This is a genomic window from Xanthobacter albus (assembly GCF_043194895.2).
In the GTDB taxonomy this organism is placed as follows: Bacteria; Pseudomonadota; Alphaproteobacteria; order Rhizobiales; family Xanthobacteraceae; genus Xanthobacter.
The window spans coordinates 1,416,101-1,436,448 of the sequence record NZ_CM195532.1; the positions used below are offsets into that span (position 1 = coordinate 1,416,101).

Annotated in this window: 10 protein-coding genes; 2 read left to right on the forward strand and 8 right to left on the reverse strand. The window is 67.2% G+C overall.

Translation table 11 applies throughout. The features are described 5' to 3' along the window. Positions 1–49: 49 nt before the first annotated feature. From V5F75_RS06375 to V5F75_RS06390, 4 genes are all read right to left on the reverse strand, one after another. Positions 50–613 (reverse strand): TetR/AcrR family transcriptional regulator, encoded by a 564-nt coding sequence (locus V5F75_RS06375; protein ID WP_394033616.1) that lies wholly within the window; start codon positions 611–613, stop codon positions 50–52. Beyond that, positions 610–3,747: a multidrug efflux RND transporter permease subunit gene (locus V5F75_RS06380; protein ID WP_394033617.1), complete on the reverse strand. Its 3,138-nt coding sequence runs from the start codon at positions 3,745–3,747 to the stop codon at positions 610–612. Before V5F75_RS06380 ends, V5F75_RS06375 begins: the two co-directional genes overlap by 4 nt. Positions 3,748–3,756: 9 nt before the next feature. Beyond that, positions 3,757–4,950, reverse strand: coding sequence for an efflux RND transporter periplasmic adaptor subunit (locus V5F75_RS06385; protein ID WP_394033618.1), 1,194 nt, complete (start codon positions 4,948–4,950; stop codon positions 3,757–3,759). 615 nt (positions 4,951–5,565) lie between these two features. Next, entirely contained in the window at positions 5,566–6,540 is a 975-nt protein-coding gene (locus tag V5F75_RS06390; protein ID WP_394033663.1) for a helix-turn-helix transcriptional regulator, read from the reverse strand. 96 nt (positions 6,541–6,636) lie between these two features. Here V5F75_RS06390 and V5F75_RS06395 point away from each other — a divergent pair, with 96 nt between their 5' ends. After that, positions 6,637–7,152 (forward strand): cupin domain-containing protein, encoded by a 516-nt coding sequence (locus tag V5F75_RS06395; protein ID WP_394033619.1) that lies wholly within the window; start codon positions 6,637–6,639, stop codon positions 7,150–7,152. 252 nt (positions 7,153–7,404) lie between these two features. Here the strand turns inward: V5F75_RS06395 and V5F75_RS06400 are convergent, their stop codons facing one another. Beyond that, positions 7,405–9,012, reverse strand: coding sequence for an arylsulfatase (locus V5F75_RS06400; protein ID WP_394033620.1), 1,608 nt, complete (start codon positions 9,010–9,012; stop codon positions 7,405–7,407). 940 nt (positions 9,013–9,952) lie between these two features. Between V5F75_RS06400 and V5F75_RS06405 the strand changes: the two genes are divergently transcribed. Next, positions 9,953–10,489, forward strand: coding sequence for a hypothetical protein (locus V5F75_RS06405; RefSeq protein WP_394033621.1), 537 nt, complete (start codon positions 9,953–9,955; stop codon positions 10,487–10,489). A gap of 173 nt (positions 10,490–10,662) precedes the next feature. On the opposite strand, the gene V5F75_RS06410 is transcribed toward V5F75_RS06405, so the two are convergent. The 3 genes from V5F75_RS06410 to V5F75_RS06420 form a co-directional block, all read right to left on the reverse strand. Further along, a complete protein-coding gene (locus tag V5F75_RS06410) occupies positions 10,663–16,668 on the reverse strand; it encodes an autotransporter-associated beta strand repeat-containing protein (protein WP_509212145.1) in 6,006 nt (2,001 codons plus the stop codon). A 2,063-nt stretch (positions 16,669–18,731) separates the two neighbouring features. After that, positions 18,732–19,733, reverse strand: a complete 1,002-nt coding sequence (locus V5F75_RS06415; RefSeq protein ID WP_394036025.1) for an abortive infection family protein — start codon at positions 19,731–19,733, stop codon at positions 18,732–18,734. A 14-nt stretch (positions 19,734–19,747) separates the two neighbouring features. Further along, positions 19,748–20,335, reverse strand: a complete 588-nt coding sequence (locus V5F75_RS06420) for a recombinase family protein (protein ID WP_394036023.1) — start codon at positions 20,333–20,335, stop codon at positions 19,748–19,750. Positions 20,336–20,348 lie beyond the last annotated feature (13 nt).

Genomic DNA, 20,348 nt, shown 5'->3' on the forward strand with positions numbered 1-20,348 from the left:
GCTCGCCGCGGCGGAGGTGGCCCGGCTGCCGGCGCAGGCTGGCGTCGGGTCAGCGGTTCCGGGTCATGGCCAAAAGCGCCTCGATCATCTGCTCGCGTTCGCGATCGGAGGGGGCGCCGATGTCGGTCAGCTCGGCGAGCCATATCCCGTCCGCCGCCGTGCGCACGATCTGCATGGCGACGGTCTTTTCCTCCGGGCCGAGGGCTGACAGCCTGTTGCTGATCCAGGCACCCCAACGCTCTCGCATGGTTGCCTCAGCCAGCAGCAGCACGGCGAGACTGTTCCAGCGCTCCGCATTCTCATGGCTCGCGCTGTCGAGATTGGCGAGGAGATAGGCGCGGGTGAAGCGGCCGTGGGGGTCCACGTCCTGCGCCATCAGTTCTTCCAGCCTCGCCTCGAAGCCGCGGAGGAGCTCCTCGTGCAAGGCGTCCAGCAGATCCCGCTTGGCCGGGAAATGATGCAGCAATCCCCCCTTGCTGACCCCGGCCGCGCGCGCCACCGCATCCAGCGTCACGGTGTGCAGGCCGTTCTCCACGCACAGCCGGGCCGCCACCTCCAGAAGCTGGCTGCGCACCACCTGGGGCTGCTTCTTGCGGCGATGCGCCTCGCTCATGCCGTGCCCTCTTCAGCATCCGCCGCCCCGGCGTCCTGCATCGGCCGGTGCCGCGCGAACACCCGCGACACGACCACATAGAACACGGGCACGAACACCACCGCCAGCAGGGTCGCCGAGAGCATGCCGCCGAGCACGCCGGTGCCGATGGCGTTCTGGCTGCCGGCGCTCGCGCCCACGGCCATGGCCAGCGGGGTGACGCCCAGGATGAAGGCGAGCGAGGTCATGACGATGGGGCGGAAGCGGAGGAACGCCGCCTCCAGCGCCGCCTCGCGGAGGGAGCGTCCCTCCGCCCGCAGGTCCTTCGCGAACTCCACGATCAGGATCGCGTTCTTGGCCGAGAGGCCGATGATGGCGATGAGGCCGACCTTGAAGTAGATGTCGTTGGGCATGTCGCGCAGCATCACCGCCACCACCGACCCGATGACGCCGAGCGGCACCACCAGGATCACCGAGAGCGGGATGGACCAGCTCTCGTAAAGCGCAGCCAGCAGCAGGAACACGAACAGCACGCTGAGGGCGAGCAGGAACGGCGCCTGGGAGCCGGACTGGATCTCCTGCAGCGACTGGCCCGCCCATTCGAAGCCGAACCCCGGCGGAAGCTGCCCCGCGAGCCGCTCCATCTGCGCGATGGCGTCGCCCGAGGACTTGCCGCGGGCGGCCTCGCCGCCGAGGCGGAGCGCCGGATAGCCGTTGAAGCCGACGATCTGGGTGGGCCCCTTCGACCATTCGAGCCGCGCCACCGCCGAGAGCGGCACCATGCCGCCGGACGCGTTGCGCACGTTGAGCTTCAGGAGGTCGTTCGCCTGCATGCGGCGGGGCGCGTCGGCCTGCACGGAAACCCGCTGCATGCGGCCGGCATTGGGGAAGTCGTTCACATAGGACGAGCCGAAACTGGCGGAGATGGCCGAGTTGATATCCGCGAACGCCACGCCGAACGCATTCGCCTTTTCCCGGTCGATGACGAGGTGGAGCTGCGCCGAGCCGGAGAGTCCCTCGATGCGCGGTCCCGCCAACACCGGGCTCGCGCTGGCGGCGGCGAGGAGCTGGCCACCCGCCGCATCGAGGGCGGCATGGCCGCGGCTGGAGCGATCCTGGAGGCGGAAGGTGAAGCCGGACGAGGTGCCGAGCCCTTCGATGGGCGGCGGCGAGAGGGCGAAGGTCATGGCGTCGCGGATGCCGGACAGCTCCATGTTCGCGCGCCCGGCGATGGCCTCGGCGCTGTCCTCGGGGCCGCGCGCGCTCCAATCCTTCAGCACCACGAAGGCGATGGCCGCGTTCTGGCCGTTGCCGGAGAAGCTGAAGCCCTGGATGGCGAAGACGTCGGCCACCGCCTTCTCCTTCATGAAAATGGCTTCCACCTGCTTCACGGCCTCCAGCGTGCGGGTGCCGGTGGCTTCCGGTGGGCTCTGGATGTCGACGATCAGGTAGCCCTGGTCCTCGGTGGGCAGGAAGGCCGAAGGCAGGCGCACGAATGCCCAGCCGAGCGCGACGAGCAGCGCCAGATAGGCGATCATCATGCGCCCGGCCCGATCGACGGCCCAGCCCACGAGGCCGCGATAGCCCCGCGCGGTGCGGTCGAAGCCGCGGTTGAAGACGCCGAAGAAGCCGCGCTTGTCGTGGTGCCCCTGGGGGACGGGCTTCAGGAAGGTGGCGCACATCGCCGGTGTCAGCGACAGCGCCAGGAAGCCGGAGAACAGGATGGAGACCACCATGGTCAGGCTGAACTGGCGATAGATGATGCCGGTGGCGCCGGGAAAGAACGCCATGGGCACGAACACGGCGGTGAGCACCAGCGTGATGCCGACGATGGCCCCGCCGATCTGCCCCATGGCCTTGCGGGTGGCCTCGCGCGGGGAAAGCCCCTCGCTGGCCATCAGGCGCTCCACGTTCTCCACCACCACGATGGCATCGTCCACCAGGATGCCGATGGCCAGCACCATGGCGAACATGGTGAGCACGTTGATGGAGAAGCCCGCCGCCAGCATCACCGCGCAGGTGCCCAGCAGCGCCACCGGCACCACGATGGTGGGGATGAGGGTGTAGCGCACGTTCTGCAGGAACAGGAACATGACCACGAAGACGAGCGCCACCGCCTCCGCCAGCGTCATCAGCACCTTCTTGATGGACACCTCGACGAAGGGCGTCGTGTTGTAGGGGATGGACTGCTTGATGCCCGGCGGGAAGAAGCGCTCCAGCTCCGCCATCTTCGCCTTGACCGCCTGGGCGGTGGCGAGGGCATTGCCGGTGGCGGAGAGCTGGACGCCCACCGAGGCGCTGGGCTGGCCGTTGAGGCGGCTGGTGAAGTTGTAGTCCTCGCCGCCCACCTCCACGCGCGCCACGTCGCGCAGGCGGACGGTGGAGCCGTCCGGATTGGCGCGCAGCACGATCGCGCCGAACTCCTCCGGCGTGCCGAGCTGGCCCTTCACCAGCACCGGCGCGGATGTCTCCTGGCTGATGGGGTTCGGCAGCGCGCCGATGCGGCCGGCGGCCACCTGGGCGTTCTGCGCCTGGATCGCCAGGGTGATGTCGTCGGCGGTGAGCCTGAGGCCGAGCATCTTGTCGGGGTCCAGCCACACCCGCATCGCCCGCTGGGTCGAGAAGAGCTGGGCCTTGCCGACGCCCTTGAGCCGCCGCAGCTCGCTCAACACGTTGCGGGTGGCGTAGTCACCGAGGGCGAGCTCGTCTGTCTCGCCGTCGGTGGAGGTGAGGGAGACCACGAGCAAGAAGGAGCTCGCCGCTTCCTCCACGGTGATGCCCTGCTGCACCACCGGCCGCGGCAGGCGCGATTCCACCCGCCGAATTCGGTTCTGCACATCCACCGAGGCCTGCTCCACCGAGGTGCCGGGCGCGAAGGTGGCGGTGATCTGCACGGCGCCGGAGGTATCCGAGGTGGACTCGAAATACATGAGCCCGTTGATGCCGTTCAGCTCCTCTTCGATCAGCCGGGTGACGCCCTGGTAGAGCTCCTCCGGCGAGGCGCCGGGATAGGAGGTGGAGATCGCGACCTGCGGCGGGGCGATGTTCGGATATTGCGAGACCGGCAGCAGCGGGATGGCGATGGCGCCGCCGATCATGATGAAGATGGCGACCACCCAGGCGAAGATCGGCCGGTCGATGAAGAAGCTGGGCATCTGCTTCCCTCAACGTTCGGCGGCGGTGCCGGCGGCGGAGACGCCGGGCTGCCAGGGCTGCGGATCGACGGCGGCGCCGGGGGCGAGGGTCTGGAAGCCCTCCACCACCACCCGGTCGCCGGGCTTCAGCCCGCGATCGATCACCCAGCGGTTGTTGACGATCCGTCCCGCCGCGACCTTGCGCAGCTCCGCCTTGTTGTCGGGGCCGACGACGAAGACATGGGCCGCGCCGCCTGCATCGCGCTGCACCGCGCGCTCGGGCACCGCCAGCGCGTCGGCCTGCTGGCCCTGGACGATCTGGACACGCACGTACATGCCCGGCAGGAGATCGCCGCTCGGATTGGGAAATTCGCCGCGCAGGATGATCTGCCCGGTGCTGGCGTCGACAGCCGCCTCGGAGAAAAGGAAGCGGCCCATGTGGGCATAGCGCGTGCCGTCGTCGAAATTCAGGACCACATGCGCCCGCCCGGCATCGGAGCCGGCGGCGCGCGCCTCGGCCTCGGCCGCGCGCTTCAGCGCGAGCAGCTGGTTCGCGGACTGGGTGAAGTCTGCATAGATGGGATCGAGCTGCTGGATGGTGGCGAGGCTCTGCGCATCGGTGGCGCTGACGAGCGCGCCCTCGGTCACCAGCGCCCGCCCGATCCGCCCGCCGATGGGCGCGCGCACCTCGGTATATTGCAGGTCGAGCTCGGCGGCGTCGAGCCCGGCCCTGGCGGCGGCCACGTCGGCATCGGCCTGGCCGAGCTCCGCGACGGCGATGTCGTAGCTCTGGTCGGAGGTGATCTGCCGGTCCTTGAGCTGCGTCTGCCGGTCGGCCTTCTGCTTGGCGAGGGTGCGCGTGGCTTCCGCCCGCGCCAGCGTCGCCTTGGCGCTGTCCACCTTCACCCGGAACGGGGCCGGGTCGATCCGGTAGAGCACGTCGCCTTCCTTCACCACGCTGCCCTGCTCGAACACCCGCGCGACGAGGATGCCGGAGACGCGCGGACGCACCTCGGCGATGCGCGTCGGCGCGATGCGGCCGGGCAGCTCGTTGGTGATGGGCAGCGTCTCGGGCTCGACGGTGACCACCGCGACGGGCGCCGGCGGCGGAGCGGCCGGGCCGGCCGCGTCGCCGCTCTCGCCGCAACCGGAGATCGCGAGCGTGGCGAGAAGGGACGCGGCCAGGGGCAGACGGAACAAGGATGGAAGGGAGGGCACCTTCATCACCTTCAGATGCTGGAGCTGCGATACGGAGCGGTCCCGATAGCATGTGTAATAGATACCGTCCAGATGGTATGTTTTGGGACAGCTCCGCTTCCGTCAAGCTCTCCGCGGAGTCTCTCCCGGCGTGCACAAGCAGCTTTCGTGATCCACGGGGCGTCCCCAAAAGAGGGGATGACGCAACGTCTTGCATGCAGGCTGTTGCCGCCGCTTCACCGCGGGGGCGCAGATGCCGCCCGGCCTGGCGGCTCATATCGCGAGCATGTGACCCGAGCCCCTTTTCCTCGTCCGGTCGAGATGGGTTTGTCCGGCGCGATATCGTGCCATGCGACGCCCGCCTGCCGGCACCATTTGGGGACGGCCATGGGGGCCGGCTCGGCGCCGTTATCCGAGACGATGGCTGAAGGCTTGCCCCGGATGCCGTGGGCGCATCCAGCTCGCGCGTTACCCCAAGGCCGGACAGTAGTGAGGTGTCGGCAACCAGCGCCAGATATATCCGCTGAAATCATCGATCATGGCCGGCACCAGCATGGGCTGCCGCGTACCGCACGCCCGCTTGCGGCCCTCGCGCCGGCACACCCCGGCATCGCGCGACACGGAGCTTGGGGCTCATGACGGTCAGGGCGAGGCATCCCGATAGAGCCCGGCCATGCCGGCGGCGATTTCCGCCATCTGGGCCCGCAGCTCCGGCGGATCGAGAACCTCGGCCTGCGCGCCGAGGCGCAGGAGGTCCACCACCGCCTGCCGCGTCCGGCCGACGGGCAGCGTCGCGGTCCGCCATCCCCGGGCATCCGCCTCCGCTCCCAGCGCGGTCCGCGCCCGCACATAAGGCGAGCTGAACGCTGCCAGAAGCTCCACCCCGAGCGGAGAGAGGCGAAGGGTGGCCGTGACCGGATGAAGCTCCTCTTCCAGCCGGTCGGCCGAGGCCTTCCAGTAGGCCGGGAGGTCGAACGCTTCGGGCCGCTCGAAATGCTCGGCGAGAATGTCGAGCTGAAGCATGCGCGAGATCCGATAGGTTCGCGCGCTATCCCCGACCTGCCCGACGAGATACCAGGCCCCGCCCTTCAGCACGATCCCGAGCGGCTCGACCCGTCGGCTCTTCTCGGCCTTCCAGCTGCGATAGCGGATCTGGATCGCGGCCTGTCGCCAGACGGCATCGGCGATGGCGGCCAGATGCTCGGGCTGCTCGGCCTCGGTGAACCAGGCCGGCGCGTCGAGATGGAAGCGGCTGCGCATCCGTTCCGCGCTCGAGCGCACATCCTCCGGCAGCGCCGCGAGCAGCTTCGTCTCGGCCGCGGCCATGACGGCGCCGAGCCCGAGATCGGCGGCGGGGCCGCCCAGTCCGGCGAGGAACAGCGCCCCGGCCTCGCGGGACGACAGGCCGTTCAGGCGGACGCGGTAGCCGTCGAGCAGCCGGTAGCCTCCTTCCGATCCGCGCTCGGCGTAGACCGGGATTCCGGCGGCGCTCAGGGCGTCGATGTCGCGATAGATCGTTCGCAGCGACACCTCGCATTCGTCGGCAAGGGCGCGGGCGGTGACCCGCCCCCGCGCCTGGAGCGTGGTGAGGATGGAAAGAAGCCGGCTCGCCCGCATGACCGCCGTCATCCCGGATCAACCTGACAGAAGCTGACAGGTATCCGCCCTTAGATTGGGAGTGCCCGCCCACGCAAGCATTGAAATGAGATCCCCATGACAAAGCCGATCCTGAACGTGGCCGATGTCGCGCTTCAGCCGCGCCCGCCGCAATACGCCCCCACCGGAGCAGCGGCCGGCGTCTTCGATGCCCGGGTCGCCTTCGTGTCGCGGCAGCTCGGCGTCACGAGCCTCGGCTACAACGTGACCGCCATCGCCCCCGGCAAGCGCGCCTTTCCGTTCCACAACCACCATACGAACGACGAGATGTTCTTCATCCTGTCGGGGACGGGGGAGATCCGCATCGGCGAGGAGCGCCACGCCATCCGTCCGGGCGACATCATCTCCTGTCCCGCCGGCGGGCCGCAGACGGCGCACCAGATCATCAATACCGGAACGGAAGAACTGCGCTTCCTCGCCGTGAGCTCGATGCACCCGGCCGACATCGTCGAATATCCGGACAGCGGCCGCTTCGGCATCCTCGCCGATCTGGCGCCCACACTGGAGGGCCAGCCGCGCAAGCTCATGTATATCGGGCGGGAAAGCGACAGCCTCGGCTACTGGGACGCCTGAGCAGGCCGAGGCGCGGGGGCAGCCCGGACGCTACCGCGTCGAGACCGCATGGGGCCCCCGCGTCCTCCACGGGCCGCACCTCGGGCTGGCCCGTGTCCGCCTGCCGGACCCCGGCGGCCCGGCCGCCGGGGCGGCCATGGCGCGCAACCGCCGGCCGGTGGTGGTGCTCTTTCATCGCGCGCCGGCGGCATGCTGCTTCCGCCCGGGCAATGATCCTGCGCCACGGCGTGATCGAGTTCGGCCGCCGCCGGCTCACTTCGCCGCGGGGGGCGTCGCGGCCTGCTCGACTTGCGCCTTGATGGCCGACAGGTTGAAGCTGGCGCCCTGCTGCATCGGCGGGAAGTCGATGGCTGTCTGGGCGAGCTTGGCCACCTCCTGCTGCACGAACACGAAGCGCCAGAACTGATCGATGAACCAGCTGTAGTAGTTGAGGGATCCCGAGTTGCTTGTCGGCATGCCCGTGCGCTCGAACGGGTCGAGCCTGAGATTGGTCAGGATCGGCCAGTCCACCTTGACCGTCGCGCCCAGCCAGCCCGAGGGCTGGTCGGTGAAGCGGTACTTGTAGTCGCCGATGCGGACCGCCGAAAGCGTGCTTTCGGTGAAGTAGAAGACTTCGTTGCGTGCCGACGGACCCTTGCCGGTAATCAGGTCCATCTGGTTGTAGCCGTCGAGGTGCACCCTGTAGGTGCGCTCGCCGAGCTGCTTGCCCTGCTTCAGCTCGTCCACGATGTTGGCATCGCCGGCCGCGGCCACCAGGGTCGGAAACCAGTCCAGGCCGGAGATGATGCTGTTCTCGATCTTGCCCGCAGGCACCTTTCCCGGCCAGCGCACCATCGCGGGCACGCGGAAGCCGCCTTCCAGGGCGGTCCCCTTGCCGCCGGCGAACGGCGTCTGGCCCCCGTCCGGCCAGGTGAAGTTCTCTGCGCCGTTGTCGGTGGTGAAGACGACGATGGTGTTGTCGTCAACGCCAATGTCCTTCAGCTTCTTCAGGACGCTGCCCACCACGTCGTCGAGCTGCGCCATGCCGGCCTCCTCGGTCGACCAGCCGTTTTCCGGCGTGCGCAGATTCTCATACTTGTCCGAAAGATGGGTGATGACGTGCATGCGCGTGGGGTTGAGCCACACGAAGAACGGCTTGTTGTCCGCCTTGGCCTTGTCGATGAACTTCAGCGTGAAGTCGAGGATTTCATCGTCGACTGTCTTCATCCGCTCAGGAAAGAGCGTTCCCGCATCCTCGATGCGTTGCTTCCCGATCCTGCCCCAGCGCGGCTGCTCGGTCGGATCGTCAGTGGTCGTCGCCCAGCTGTGAATCATGTTGCGCGGACCCACGCGATCCAGCATCGCGGGGGGATAGTTCCGGTGCGAGGGGTCTTCCATCGCATCCAGGTGATAGAGGTAGCCGAAGAATTCGTCGAAGCCGTGCACAGTCGGCAGGAACTTGTTGAGGTCGCCGAGGTGGTTCTTGCCGAATTGCCCGGTGGCGTAGCCCATGGTTTTCAGAGTGGTGGCGAGCGTGACCGCGTCGTCCGGTATGCCGAGAGGCGAGCCGGCTTGGCCGACCGTCGTCAGGCCGGTGCGGATCGGCAGTTCCCCGGTGATGAAATTGGCCCGGCCGGCGGTGCAGCTCGCCTCGGCGTAATAGTCGGTGAAGCGCATGCCCTCGCTCGCCAGCCGGTCGAGGTTGGGCGTGCGGCCGGCCATGATGCCTTGGTTGTAGGCGCCTACATTATACCAGCCGATGTCGTCGCCCATGATGACGACGATGTTGGGCCGGCCGCCTTGCTGTGCGTGACCGGCGTCGGCAAAGCCAAGAGCGGCCAGAGCCGCCAATGCCAGCCTCATTCGATGAATATCGAACATGGGAGCGCTCCTCCCCTTTGCAGTCGGCCGCATTCCGGCCGTGCGGGACTAAACGAGGACGCAGCAGCCGGTGTGGCGCATGTTCTGGAGATCCGCGCTCTTCTTTCCCGTGATGCGCACCGTATGGTACATTATGAACTGCGGACGATCACTTGAAAGTTTCTGTGATTCCAGATCGGGCCATTCGGCTGAACAAATCTGAAGGTCAGGCTTTGGGCTGCGGATCCACGATAGCGTGACCTTGAGGTGACGTCAGTCTGTTCTAACATACCATTCCTTGGTGCGCTCTCGGTCTTGGCGAGGACATGGAATGGCTCAAGCTCACGGCCTGTTGCCGGGCTATTATGTATCCGTCGGCGGCGGCTGTATTGGGTTGCCGATGCGATGATGCCGCTGCCCTGACGCAGGCGCCTATAAGCTTTGCTTCGTAAGTTGATAGGGTATGGCGTTTTCATTCCTATAGTCAGAGGGCGGTTTTAAGATAAAAGTTTTTCAATCGATAGGATATCGCTCTGGATATTATGGTGGTAACCGGTGTGGGTGCGCTATATCGGATCAAATCGGCGTGTCAGTTGGCTCTGAAGCTGGCCATAATTTCTGGATATTGTCATAATTGGTTTCGCGCATTGCGCGCTGTTGCCCTGCTGAAATACTGAAACGACGGCGGAACGCGGGTCGGTGATGACGCCTCTGCCTTCGTGCATTGAGCGTCGTGCCTTGCAGGACTGTGCCGCTGGAAGAGCCAGGCTGTTTGCGGTGGCGTTGGAGCGTTTTCAAGCGCGGTGGATGCCGGTTCGCGTGAAGAAAATGCGCTGGAGAGACGTTCAAAACGCTCCGGGCGATCGTCTGAGGGAAGAGGCGCGTCATGTCCTCACCCCCGCGGCGGATCCGGGTCGTCCCCATTGAGTGCCAAGGGGCGGTGCATCGAGGGAGGAAAGCCATGAGAAACGAATTGAGCGGGTTGCTGTCGGCCGCCGCGATGATCGCGCTCGTGACGACGCCCGTCCATGCGGAGAAGCTGAGCGACGCCGCTTATATCGCCAAGGCGATGACCGCTGCGCCCGAGGCGGTCGCCAAGGGAGCCACCATCGCCACCATGGAAGGTGGCTCGATGCGCGTCCTGCAGAAGGGCACAAATCAATGGACGTGCATGATCATGCCCGATGACGTGCCGATGTGCACGGACCCGGCCGGGATGGAGTGGGTGCATGCCGTGCTGACCAAGACGAACCCGCCGGACAAGGTCGGCTTCATCTATATGCTCGCGGGGGACAACGGGACCAGCAATGTGGCGCCGGGCGCCATGGGGCCGACCTCGGACAATCACTGGGTCAAGACGGGGCCGCACGTCATGCTCCTGGGCCCGGGCGTCAAGGCGATGGTCAGCTATCCCCGCACGCTCGACGCGGATCCCACCAAGCCGTACGTGATGTGGCCGGATACGCCATACGAGCATTTGATGATACCAGTGAAATGAGCCTGCCAGGGCGTCTGGGCTCAGGATTTTGAACCTTCCCGGGTTTGCCGGAGGCTCCAGTTCCCGGGAAGGTGGAGCCATGACAGGCAAGACGACGAACAAGTTCTCCCCGAGGTGCGCGCGCGGGCGGTGCGGCTGGACCCGGAGGGAGCCCAGCCGCAAGCTTTGGCCACTCAGAACTTGAGCGAGAACTGAGCGGTGAAGGCGTTCTGGGAGGCGGAGCCGGCGAGCTGGCCGCTGTAGGTCGCGGACAGCGCCGCCATGCCGGACAGCTCGTAGGACAGCCCCGCTTCCACCAGCAGCGCATCCCCGGCAATCGGCGCGCCGGAGATGGAGAAGGGCGTCACCCCGCCCGCGAACTGCATGGCCGCGGTGGGGTTCGTATCCCCGAAGGCATGCTGCCAGCCCAAGGTCAGGCTGGGAGTCAGCGAACGCCCCATCACGTCGAACGCGGTCGCCGCCCGCACCCCGAGGGTGCTGTAGAGCGTGTCCATGCCATTTGTGCTCACCGCGAGCGCCGCCGGCCCGAAATTCTCGCGGAACGACGCCCCGGAGATGCCCACATAAGCAAGGCCCGCGAACGGCTCGAAGGAATAGGGCCCGACCGCCATGTCATAGCCCACCTCGCCGAAGACCTGCGTGGTGCCCGTCTGGTAGCCGGAGCTCAGCGCTGCCGAGAAGCCTGGAAAGGCCACGGTGCGGTCCACCGATACGTCGTGCCAGGTGTAGGCAGCCCCGCCCCGCAGCGCGAGGGCACCGAACTGCGCGCCGACGTAGGTGCCGATGTCGTAATTGTCCATGGTGCCGCTGGACGCGCGGTCGTTCACGTCGAATTGCGACTGGCTGTAGCCGCCGAACAGGCCAGCCCGGGCGTTGCTCCCCACCGCCACGTCGGCACCGATCAGGAAGCCGCCGAGCGAGTTGGACACCGTCGCGGCATTGCCGGTACCGAAGCTGGTGCCCCAGCCGCCATAGCCCTGCGCCCACAAAGTGGGGGTCAGGCTGGCGGAGAGCTGCGCGGTCGCCGGCGCGGCCGCCGTCGCGCCATGGGCCAAAGGCTGCGCCACGGGGGCGGTCACGGACTGCCGCAGACGTGCCCCCACGGCCTCGCGCACATAGATGGACTGCTGCTGGATCACGGTATCGGCGGAGGAATAAGCCTCGCCGGAAAGCGCTGCGAACACGCCCGGCACGCCCGAAACCGGCAGCGTGACGATGGCGTCGAACACCGCGTTGCCGAGGCCGAGCGCCTGCGCCCCGTTGGCCACGGCCACCTCGTTCGCCGTCGTCGCGAACGATGCGAAGCGCGGGCTGGGGCTGCCGCCCCCGCCGTCGGCCGGCCCGGCATAGACCAGCTTCAGGTAGACGTTCTGTGTGTCATAGGAGAGCGCGGGCGTGAGGAAGGCATAGTCCGAGGCCACCGAGCCGAAGGTGCCGCTCACCGACGCCGTGGTGGTGAGGATGGCGTAGGTGGCGTTGGGCGCGTAGGCGCCGGGCTCGGCGATCACCTGCACCGCAGCGCCGGAGCTGAGGGTGACCGGCCCGGTGGCGGTGATGAGATCGTGCCGGCCGTCCGGCGTCACATCCACACGGTAGGTGGAGCCGGCCTTGAAGGTGACCGGCCCCGTGACGGCAATGGTGCCGGGAGAATTTCCCGGCGCGGCGGTGCCGCCCGTGTCCACCACGAGCCCGCCGACGGTGCCGTTGCCCACGAGCACCCCCAGGTTCCCAACGGTGAAGGTGGAGGTGGAGACCGCATCCTGCTCAAGGTGGACCGTCGTGTCCTGGACCGAGATCGCGCCGCTGTAGCTGCCGGGCGTCGCGAACTCCACCCGGCCGCCGCCGAGGAAGGTCACGGTGCCGGCGCCTGTGATGGTGCCGGGGAAGCTGTAGGTATCCGAGCGGTTGAAGACCAGCGCGGCGTTGTTCACCACATTGCCGGAGATGGAGCCCGTGGTGCCGCCATTGCCGATCTGAAGCGCGCCGCCATTGATGGTCGTGCCGCCCGTATAGGTGTTCGTACCGGTGAGGACGAGCGTGCCCGCCCCGTCCTTCACGAGCGCGCCATCACCCGAAATCGATCCCGACAGGGTGAGGATGGTGCCGGCGGCGGGGCTGATGCTGCCTCCGCTCCCACTGGCGAGCGTCGCGGAGCGGGCGCTCGAAAAGCTCGCTGTCGCGGCCAGCGTGCCGCCATTGAAGGTGAGGCCGCCCGAGGCCGCGCCCAGATTGGCGTCGGAGGAAACCTGGAGCGTGCCGGCGGAGAGCACCGTGCCGCCCTGATAGGTGTTGGCGCCAGCGAGGATGAGTGTGCCCGCCCCGACCTTGGAGAGGGCGCCGGCACCGTCCACTGTCCCGGACAGGGTGAGCGCGGTGGCACCCCCCACGACATCGAAGGAGCCACCGGGGGTGCCGAGGGCGACGGTGCGGGCGCTCGAAAAGCTCGTCGTTGCGGCCAGCGTGCCGCCATTGAAGGTGAGGCCGCCCGAGGCCGCGCCCAGATTGGCGTCGGAGGAAACCTGGAGCGTGCCGGCGGAGAGCACCGTGCCGCCCTGATAGGTGTTGGCGCCAGCGAGGATGAGCGTGCCGGCCCCGACCTTGGAGAGGGCGCCGGCACCGTCCACTGTCCCGGACAGGGTGAGCGCGGTGGCACCCCCCACGACATCGAAGGAGCCACCGGGGGTGCCGAGGGCGACGGTGCGGGCGCTCGAAAAGCTCGTCGTCGCGGCCAGCGTGCCGCCATTGAGGGTGAGGCCGCCCGAGGCCGCGCCCAGATTGGCGTCGGAGGAAACCTGGAGCGTGCCGGCGGAGAGCACCGTGCCGCCCTGATAGGTGTTGGCGCCGGACAGGATGATCGTGCCCGCGCCGATCTTGGTGAGGGCGCCGCTGCCGGTGAGCGGCGCCGAGACGGTGGCGATGGTGCCCGCCCCCTCTGCCCAGAGCCGCCCGCCCGAGCCGAGGTCGAGGCTCCCGACCGCGCCGGTCACAAGCGCGTAGCCGGAGGTCAGGAATTCCAGGGTGCCGAACGACTGGCGGCCATCCACCGCCACGGTGCCCGCAGGACCGGCGAATACGCCCGTGTTGCCGGCCCAGGGACCGGTGCTGTCGCTGGCTGGGGAGAGCCATAGCGAGGCACTGGTCCAGTTCCCCCCGCTGCCCCGGCTCGTCCCATCGGCGCTCCAATATTGCAGGGCTGGAGTGGGGGTGGGGGTCCCGCCACCGCCGCCGTCGCCACCTCCTCCGGTGCCACCGCCGCCGGACGCCGTCAGCTGCACGTCCACATACCGCGCGCCCGTATCCAGGGCGGCGGTGTAGCCGCTGATGGAGGAAGCGCTGCCCAAGGCCAGTCCGGCATTCGTCAGATCGGCATTGGGGCTCGCGAACACGCGGTAGACACCTGGCCCATAGCCCGCTTCTCCCGTCACGTTCAGCGTACCGTTCACCATGAGCGCGCCTGGGGTCGCGTCGGTAATGGTGAACACGGCGTTGGCGGTGGTGGGGGTCGCAAGGCTCACATTGGTGATGGCGCTGGTGTTCTGGGCAAGCGCGTTCATGGTCAGGCCGCCGCCATTCTGCCCGCCGGACAGGATGCCGCCATTGTCGACCGAGACATTGCCTGTAATCGTCCCGCCCCCGCCCTTCAGGGTCGCCCCCGAAGCGACGGTCATATCGCCGTTCAGCGTGCCGGAACCGTTGCTGCCGACCTGCAGCACGCCGGCCTCCACCCCGGTGCTGCCGGCAAAGCCGGAGCTGTCGCCGGTCAGCGTGAGCGTGCTTGCGCCAGTCTTGATGAGGGCGCCGCTGCCCGAGAACCTTCCGGCGAAGGTGTGGTCCGCAGTCTGGTCCACCGTCAGGTCCCTGGCCCCCAGGGCGATCTCGCCCGTGGAGCCGCCCTGAAGGGTGCGGATGGTGGCGCCGGTCGTGGTGCCGGCAATGTCCAGCTTGCCGTCCACTGTAATGCCGTTCGAGTTCTCGATGCTGGCGCCGCCCGAAAGGGCAAGGGTGCCGGCGGTGATGATGGTGCTGCCGGCAAAGCCGGAGCTGTTACCGGTCAGCGTGAGCGTGCTTGCGCCAGTTTTGATGAGGGCGCCGCTGCCCGAGAACCTTCCGGCGAAGCTGTGGTCCGCAGTCTGGTCCACCGTCAGGTCCCTGGCCCCCAGGGCGATCTCGCCCATGGAGCCACCCTGAAGGGTGCGGATGGTGGCGCCGGTCGTGGTGTCGGCAATGTCCAGCTTGCCGTCCACTGTAATGCCGTTCGAGTTCTCGATGCTGGCGCCGCCCGAAAGGGCCAGGGTGCCGGCGGTGATGATGGTGGCACCGGTGAAGGCGGAGCTGTCGCCGGTCAGCGTCAACGTGCTTGCGCCAGTCTTGATGAGGGCGCCGCTGCCCGAGAACTTTCCGGCGAAGGTGTGGCCTGCAGTCTGGTCCACCGTCAGGTCCCTGGCCCCCAGGGCGATCTCGCCCGTGGAGCCGCCCTGAAGGGTGCGGATGGTGGCGCCGGTCGTGGTGCCGGCAATGTCCAGCTTGCCGTCCACTGTAATGCCGTTCGAGTTCTCGACGCTGGCGCCGCCCGAAAGGGCCAGGGTGCCGGCGGTGATGATGGTGGCGCCGGTGAAGGCGGTGCTGTCACCGGTCAGCGTCAGGGTGCTTGCGCCAGTCTTGGTGAGGGCGCCGCTGCCCGAGAACCTTCCGGCGAAGGTCTTATCCGCCGACTGATCTACGGTCAGGTCCCTGCTGCCCAGCGCGACCTGGCCCCCGGAGTAACCCGAAAGGGTCTTGATGCTGGTGCCGGTCGTGGTGCCCGAAATGTCCAGCTTGCCGTAACTGTTGATCTCTACTGCGGACGACGCCGCAAGGCTGCCGCTGCCCGACAGCGCCAGCGTGCCGGACCAGACGCTGGTGGCGCCTGTGAAGGCGCTGCTGTCACCGGTGAGGGTGAGCGTGCTGGCGACGGAATTGATAAGGCCGGCATAAGTGAACTTGCCGCTGCCCGATATCTTCCCGGCGAAGGTTTTGTCCGCGGCCTGGTTCACGCCCAGGGCCTGGGTACCGAGGACGATCTCGCCTGTGGAGCCGCCCATAAGGGTCTTGATCGTGGTGTTGGCGGTCGTGATGCCGGAAATGTCCAGCGTGCCATCCACCTTGACGCTGCTCGATGCACCGATGGCGCCGGGGCCCGTTAGAGCCAGCGTGCCGGCGGTGATGGTGGTGTCGCCCCCATAGCTGTAGCCGGGGTTGCTGGATACGACGAGCGTACCGTCCCCCGTCTTCACAAGACCCCCAAGACCGGAGAAAAAGCCGGAAAGCGTGAGGGTCGTGCCGCTTGCGGTGTTGAACGTTCCCGTGGTGGCACTATTGAGCGTTATATTGCGGCTGCTGGTAAAGCTCTCCGTCGTTTCCAGCGTTCCGCCCTTGAAGGTGATGCCACCCGAGGCCCCACCCAGCGCCGCATCGGCCGAGATGGAAAGGGTGCCTGCCTCTAAGGTGGTGGAGCCTGTGAAGGCGTTGGTGCCCGAGAGGGTGAGCCTGCCGGTGCCGGACTTGATGATGGAGCCCGCGCCGCTGATGACGTTGCCAAGCGTGACGTTGTCCGTCTGGTTGAATTTGAGCGTCGTGGTGTTGGTCGAAACCACGATGTCACCGGTGACCGTCGCGCCGGATGCCACGGCCAGGGTGTTGGTGCCGGCGGTGAAATTGAAGGCCGCGGCTTGGGCGCCGGTTCCCCCCAACCCGCCAGCAACACTTCCCGTTCCCGCGACGGTGACGGCGAGGTTCTTGCCCTCAACTCCGTTGCCGCCATTGCCGCGAAGGCCATTCGCGCCGCCATTGGTGCCGTTTCCGCCGGCGCCACCGTTTCCGCCCGTCACGGCGGCGCTGATGGTGACGGTGGTGGTCCCTGTCGAGCCCGTCAGGTCCAGGCCCTTGCCCCCAACGCCTCCGATGCCCCCGACAGCGGCGGCTCCAGTGGCTCCGCCGGTTCCGCCGACCCCGCCCGCGCCGCCAGTCACCGCACCGGAGATGTCGAAGGTGTTTGCCCCGGTTGTCCCGGCCATCAGAAGCAGGCCGCTACCGCCGACGCCCCCGGCGCCGCCCGCGCCGCCGTGATTGCCTCCGTTGCCGCCCGTGCCGCCGTTGCCGCCGGTCACGGCCACGTCAATGGTGAAGCCTGTGCCCCTCATTTGCGCGAGCGCCAGACCGCTCCCGCCCGTGCCGCCGCCGCCGCCGCCGTTCGTGAAAGAGAGGACACCGAAGCTGTCGCCGCCAGCGCCACCCTGGCCTCCCGCCACGCTTCCCGCGCCGGTCAATGTCGTGCCGACTGAGGCTCCACTCAGAAACACACCGGCTCCACCGAGACCGCCAGCGCCACCGAATCCGCTCTGAGTGCCGCCGGAGCCGCCCGTGGCACGCCCACCTCTGCCGCCGCTCCCTCCCGTCACCCCCCCACCATCCATTATCGTCGTAGAGCCCCCTCCCACCGACACCAGGCCGCTACCGCCGGCGCCGCCGGCACTGCTTATGTTCAGCGAACCGCCGCCAATCCCACCGTCGCCCCCGCTCAGGAGTTTGACACTTACAGTTCCAGCCTCTTTCAGAACCAGGCCGCTCCCTCCGTTGCCGCCAACGCCTCCGGTGCCGGCGGAGCCGCCATTCGGGCTGGTTGCGCCACCATTCCCGCCTGTTCCCCCGGAAATGCCGAGGAGGAACTGCGCGTTCTGCAAACCGCTGGTGATCACAGCGCCGAAGCCGCCACCACCGCCGCCGCCACCGCCATTGAGCGTGGCATCAGCACCTGCGCCGCCGTTGCCTCCCGCAATCGGACTGGACACATTTGCCACAAAATCAGAATACGTCCCGACATATGCGTGGCCGCCGCCGCCACCACCGCCTCCGGCGAGGCCGGGAGTGCCGTTTTGGCCGTTACCGCCGCTGCTGCCGCCCGCACCACCTGCGCCCCCGTCGTGCCCGCTGCCGCCGCTGCCGCCCGCTTGACCGGACACGGCCCATCCGCTCCCGCCGCCACCACCGCCGCCGCCTTGTATGACAGAGTTGGCGCCGGCTGCTCCGACGCCTGTCTCGCTGGCCGAGCCGCCGATACCGCCATCAAGTCGACCACCCTTCCCGCCATCACCGTCCGCCGCGAAGACGGGCGGGGCGCTCAGGGATAGAAGGATCGCCGCCGCGGAGCCGAGGAGGGACGCCCGAAGGCTATGCCGAACAGGGCGTTTCTCGGAGGCGGAACGAGCGCGGAGCAGCACGGCATGGTTCGGCATGAAAGTCCCCAGCGATGTCCGGACGCGGCACTTGCAGAAGCATCAAACCGGCGAAGCGCCTATCGGAGTACCTGGGAGCGGCTTATAAGAGGCCGGGCACGACGTGGCCGTGACGCCTGTGCGACCGTTTTCCTTCGGTCTTCCGATGCTGCCCGCACGCCACAGCGCCCTGGCCGAGACCATCGCCGGCCTCTGCACCAGCGAGGTCACCCCGTGGCGAGGGTCGTGGCGATTCTTCGAGGCCGCCGAGTTCGCCACGCTGAACCTGGGTGGGCCGGAGCGGCAGCGGGAATTGGGAGCCCGAGACGCGCGTGGTTCCGCCAGCGGATGACGCACTTTGGCGGCACCGCGCTTCCACAAGTCGATTGGCGGCGGGAAATGCCACCATGCCCAAGCTTTGGAATTGTCCCGCCGCTCCGCCCGCTCCGCGTGCCCAGGTGCTGGCCTGCGTCATTTCTGATCGATGGGGAATGATGCCGACCTCCGGGAGGACTTCATCTCCCGGGCAATCAATATCGGCACGGCCTGTCTGGACGTGGACAGGCAGGCACGGAAGATGCGCGCCCTGGCGGATGAGGAGGCAGAAGCCCTTCGCCGGGATCGGGAGCGCGTCCATGCCGGCGCAGCAGATGACGCTGCGTCGCCGCGAGGCTCAACAGGCCGAAGCTCAGGCGCGGCGCACCGCGCTGCTCTCCGGTGGGTTATCCGGGTTGTACGGGTGATGCGGCATACGTCCGGCACACAGTGCGCACAAGAGTGCCCAACTTCCCGTATGTCGGGCAGCGTTGACCTTGTCGGTCAAACTGCTAAGCGCCTGATTTTGGTGCTGAAAATAATGGTGCTGCGAGAGAGGATTGAAAACGTGATCCTCGACCAGAACGCATTGGATATAAAAGAGAATTTCGAGTCCCTTGCGGATCCTGTGTAGCAGTCCTGCGGGGACGCTTCAAGGCGGAGACGAGTGCCGTGACTCATTTTCTCGGCAGCTTCCGATTTGGGAACTTCATCTGCCATGTCTCCACGAGGAATAGCGCTATGGTACTGGCAGCATGCAGAGAGAGGCGAGCAATCCGCGCGTCGATCCGACGATGCCCTCTCTCCCTCCCATGTGCACTACCCGCATGGGTCCTCAGCGCCCCGATACCATTCACAACCGTATTGATCCCTCCGAGGATTGATCGCACGTCGTCCGCTATCAGGTCCGGAATCCCGTCTTTGTTAGGGGCAAGCCCCAACGGCTCGCGCACAGCCTGATAAAGCCCTTGCACGTCCTTCTTGGCGGGCAACGGGAGCCCAAGTTCAACCAGGACTGAGCGGCAGACACTCTCTATAATAGAACAAGCTGCCGTCACTGCCGTTTCAGGGTCCTCCTCGGCGCCTCTCTGCGCCCTCTCCAAGTCCTGTTGGACCGTATCAAAATCAATATCGCTGGCTGCGTCGGCCAAAGTATGCACAACGGCAGCGAAATTCCCGTGCGCGACAAGGCGCACGCCACGTTCCAGCTTCTCCAAGCGCAAGCCGTCATAATCAAAGTGCTTGTTGAGATATTCTAAAACTGCATCATGGCGATCCGCATCATGAATGAAATCTCGCGGGTCCGCTGCGCTCTCGATTACACGCCTGAGCTTGCCCTCTAAAGAAGGGTCTCCCACAAGTCCCGACAGGGTCCTAACTGTTCCCCGCACCCTGGTAAGCCCTTCGGACTGAAAGCTCACCCCAGCAGCGGCGAAGAACTCACCGATCCGGTCATGGGTGCGGTAGATTCCGATGGGTGCCCCTCCAAATCCTGCGGGGCCGCCCGTGATGATCTCCGCCAACGCCTCAATGGACTGGTGTGACAAAAGGATTTTTGGCATGGATAAACCGATGGCTGCCGTTTCGCGCTGAATCAACCGATGTGCGACGATATCCCCAGGCGACGAAGCAAAAAACAGATAGCCGAACAGCCACGCGGAAAGCCCGCCGTTCCTCACCCAGCCTCCTCCCGCTACGCCTCCGCCCCCTGAGGCTCCACTTCGTGGAGTTGCAAACACCGGTAGACACTCGCACGGCCGATCCCAAGGCGCCCGGCAATCTCCGTGGGGCTCACGCCCTCACCCTTCAGCCGCCTGACCTCCTCTGCCTTGGCCCGTGCCGTGGGCTTCCTGCCCCGGTACTTGCCTTCAGCCCTGGCCTTGGCGATGCCGGCCCGCTGCCGCTCAAGGAGCAATTCCCGCTCGAAGGCGGCCACGGCGCCGAAGACCGCCAACATGAGACGGCCTGAAGCGCTCTTCGTGTTCACCCGGTCACCTCCCAGGTTGAGAATGACCAGCCCCACGCCCTTGGCGTCGAGGGCTTCCACGATGGTCCATAGGTGCTGCACCGACCGAGCGAGGCGGTCCAGCTTGGTCACCACCAGCGTGTCACCCTCCCGCAGGAACTCCAAGGCCCGTTCCAGCTCCGGCCGGGACGCGGCAACGGCGCTGACATGCTCCTGAAAGAGCTTGTCGCAACCGGCCTCCCGGAGGTCGTCAAGCTGGCTCTGAAAGCCCGCATCCTGTCCGTCCGTGCTCACCCTGCAATAGCCCACCAGCATCGTCATTCTCCCC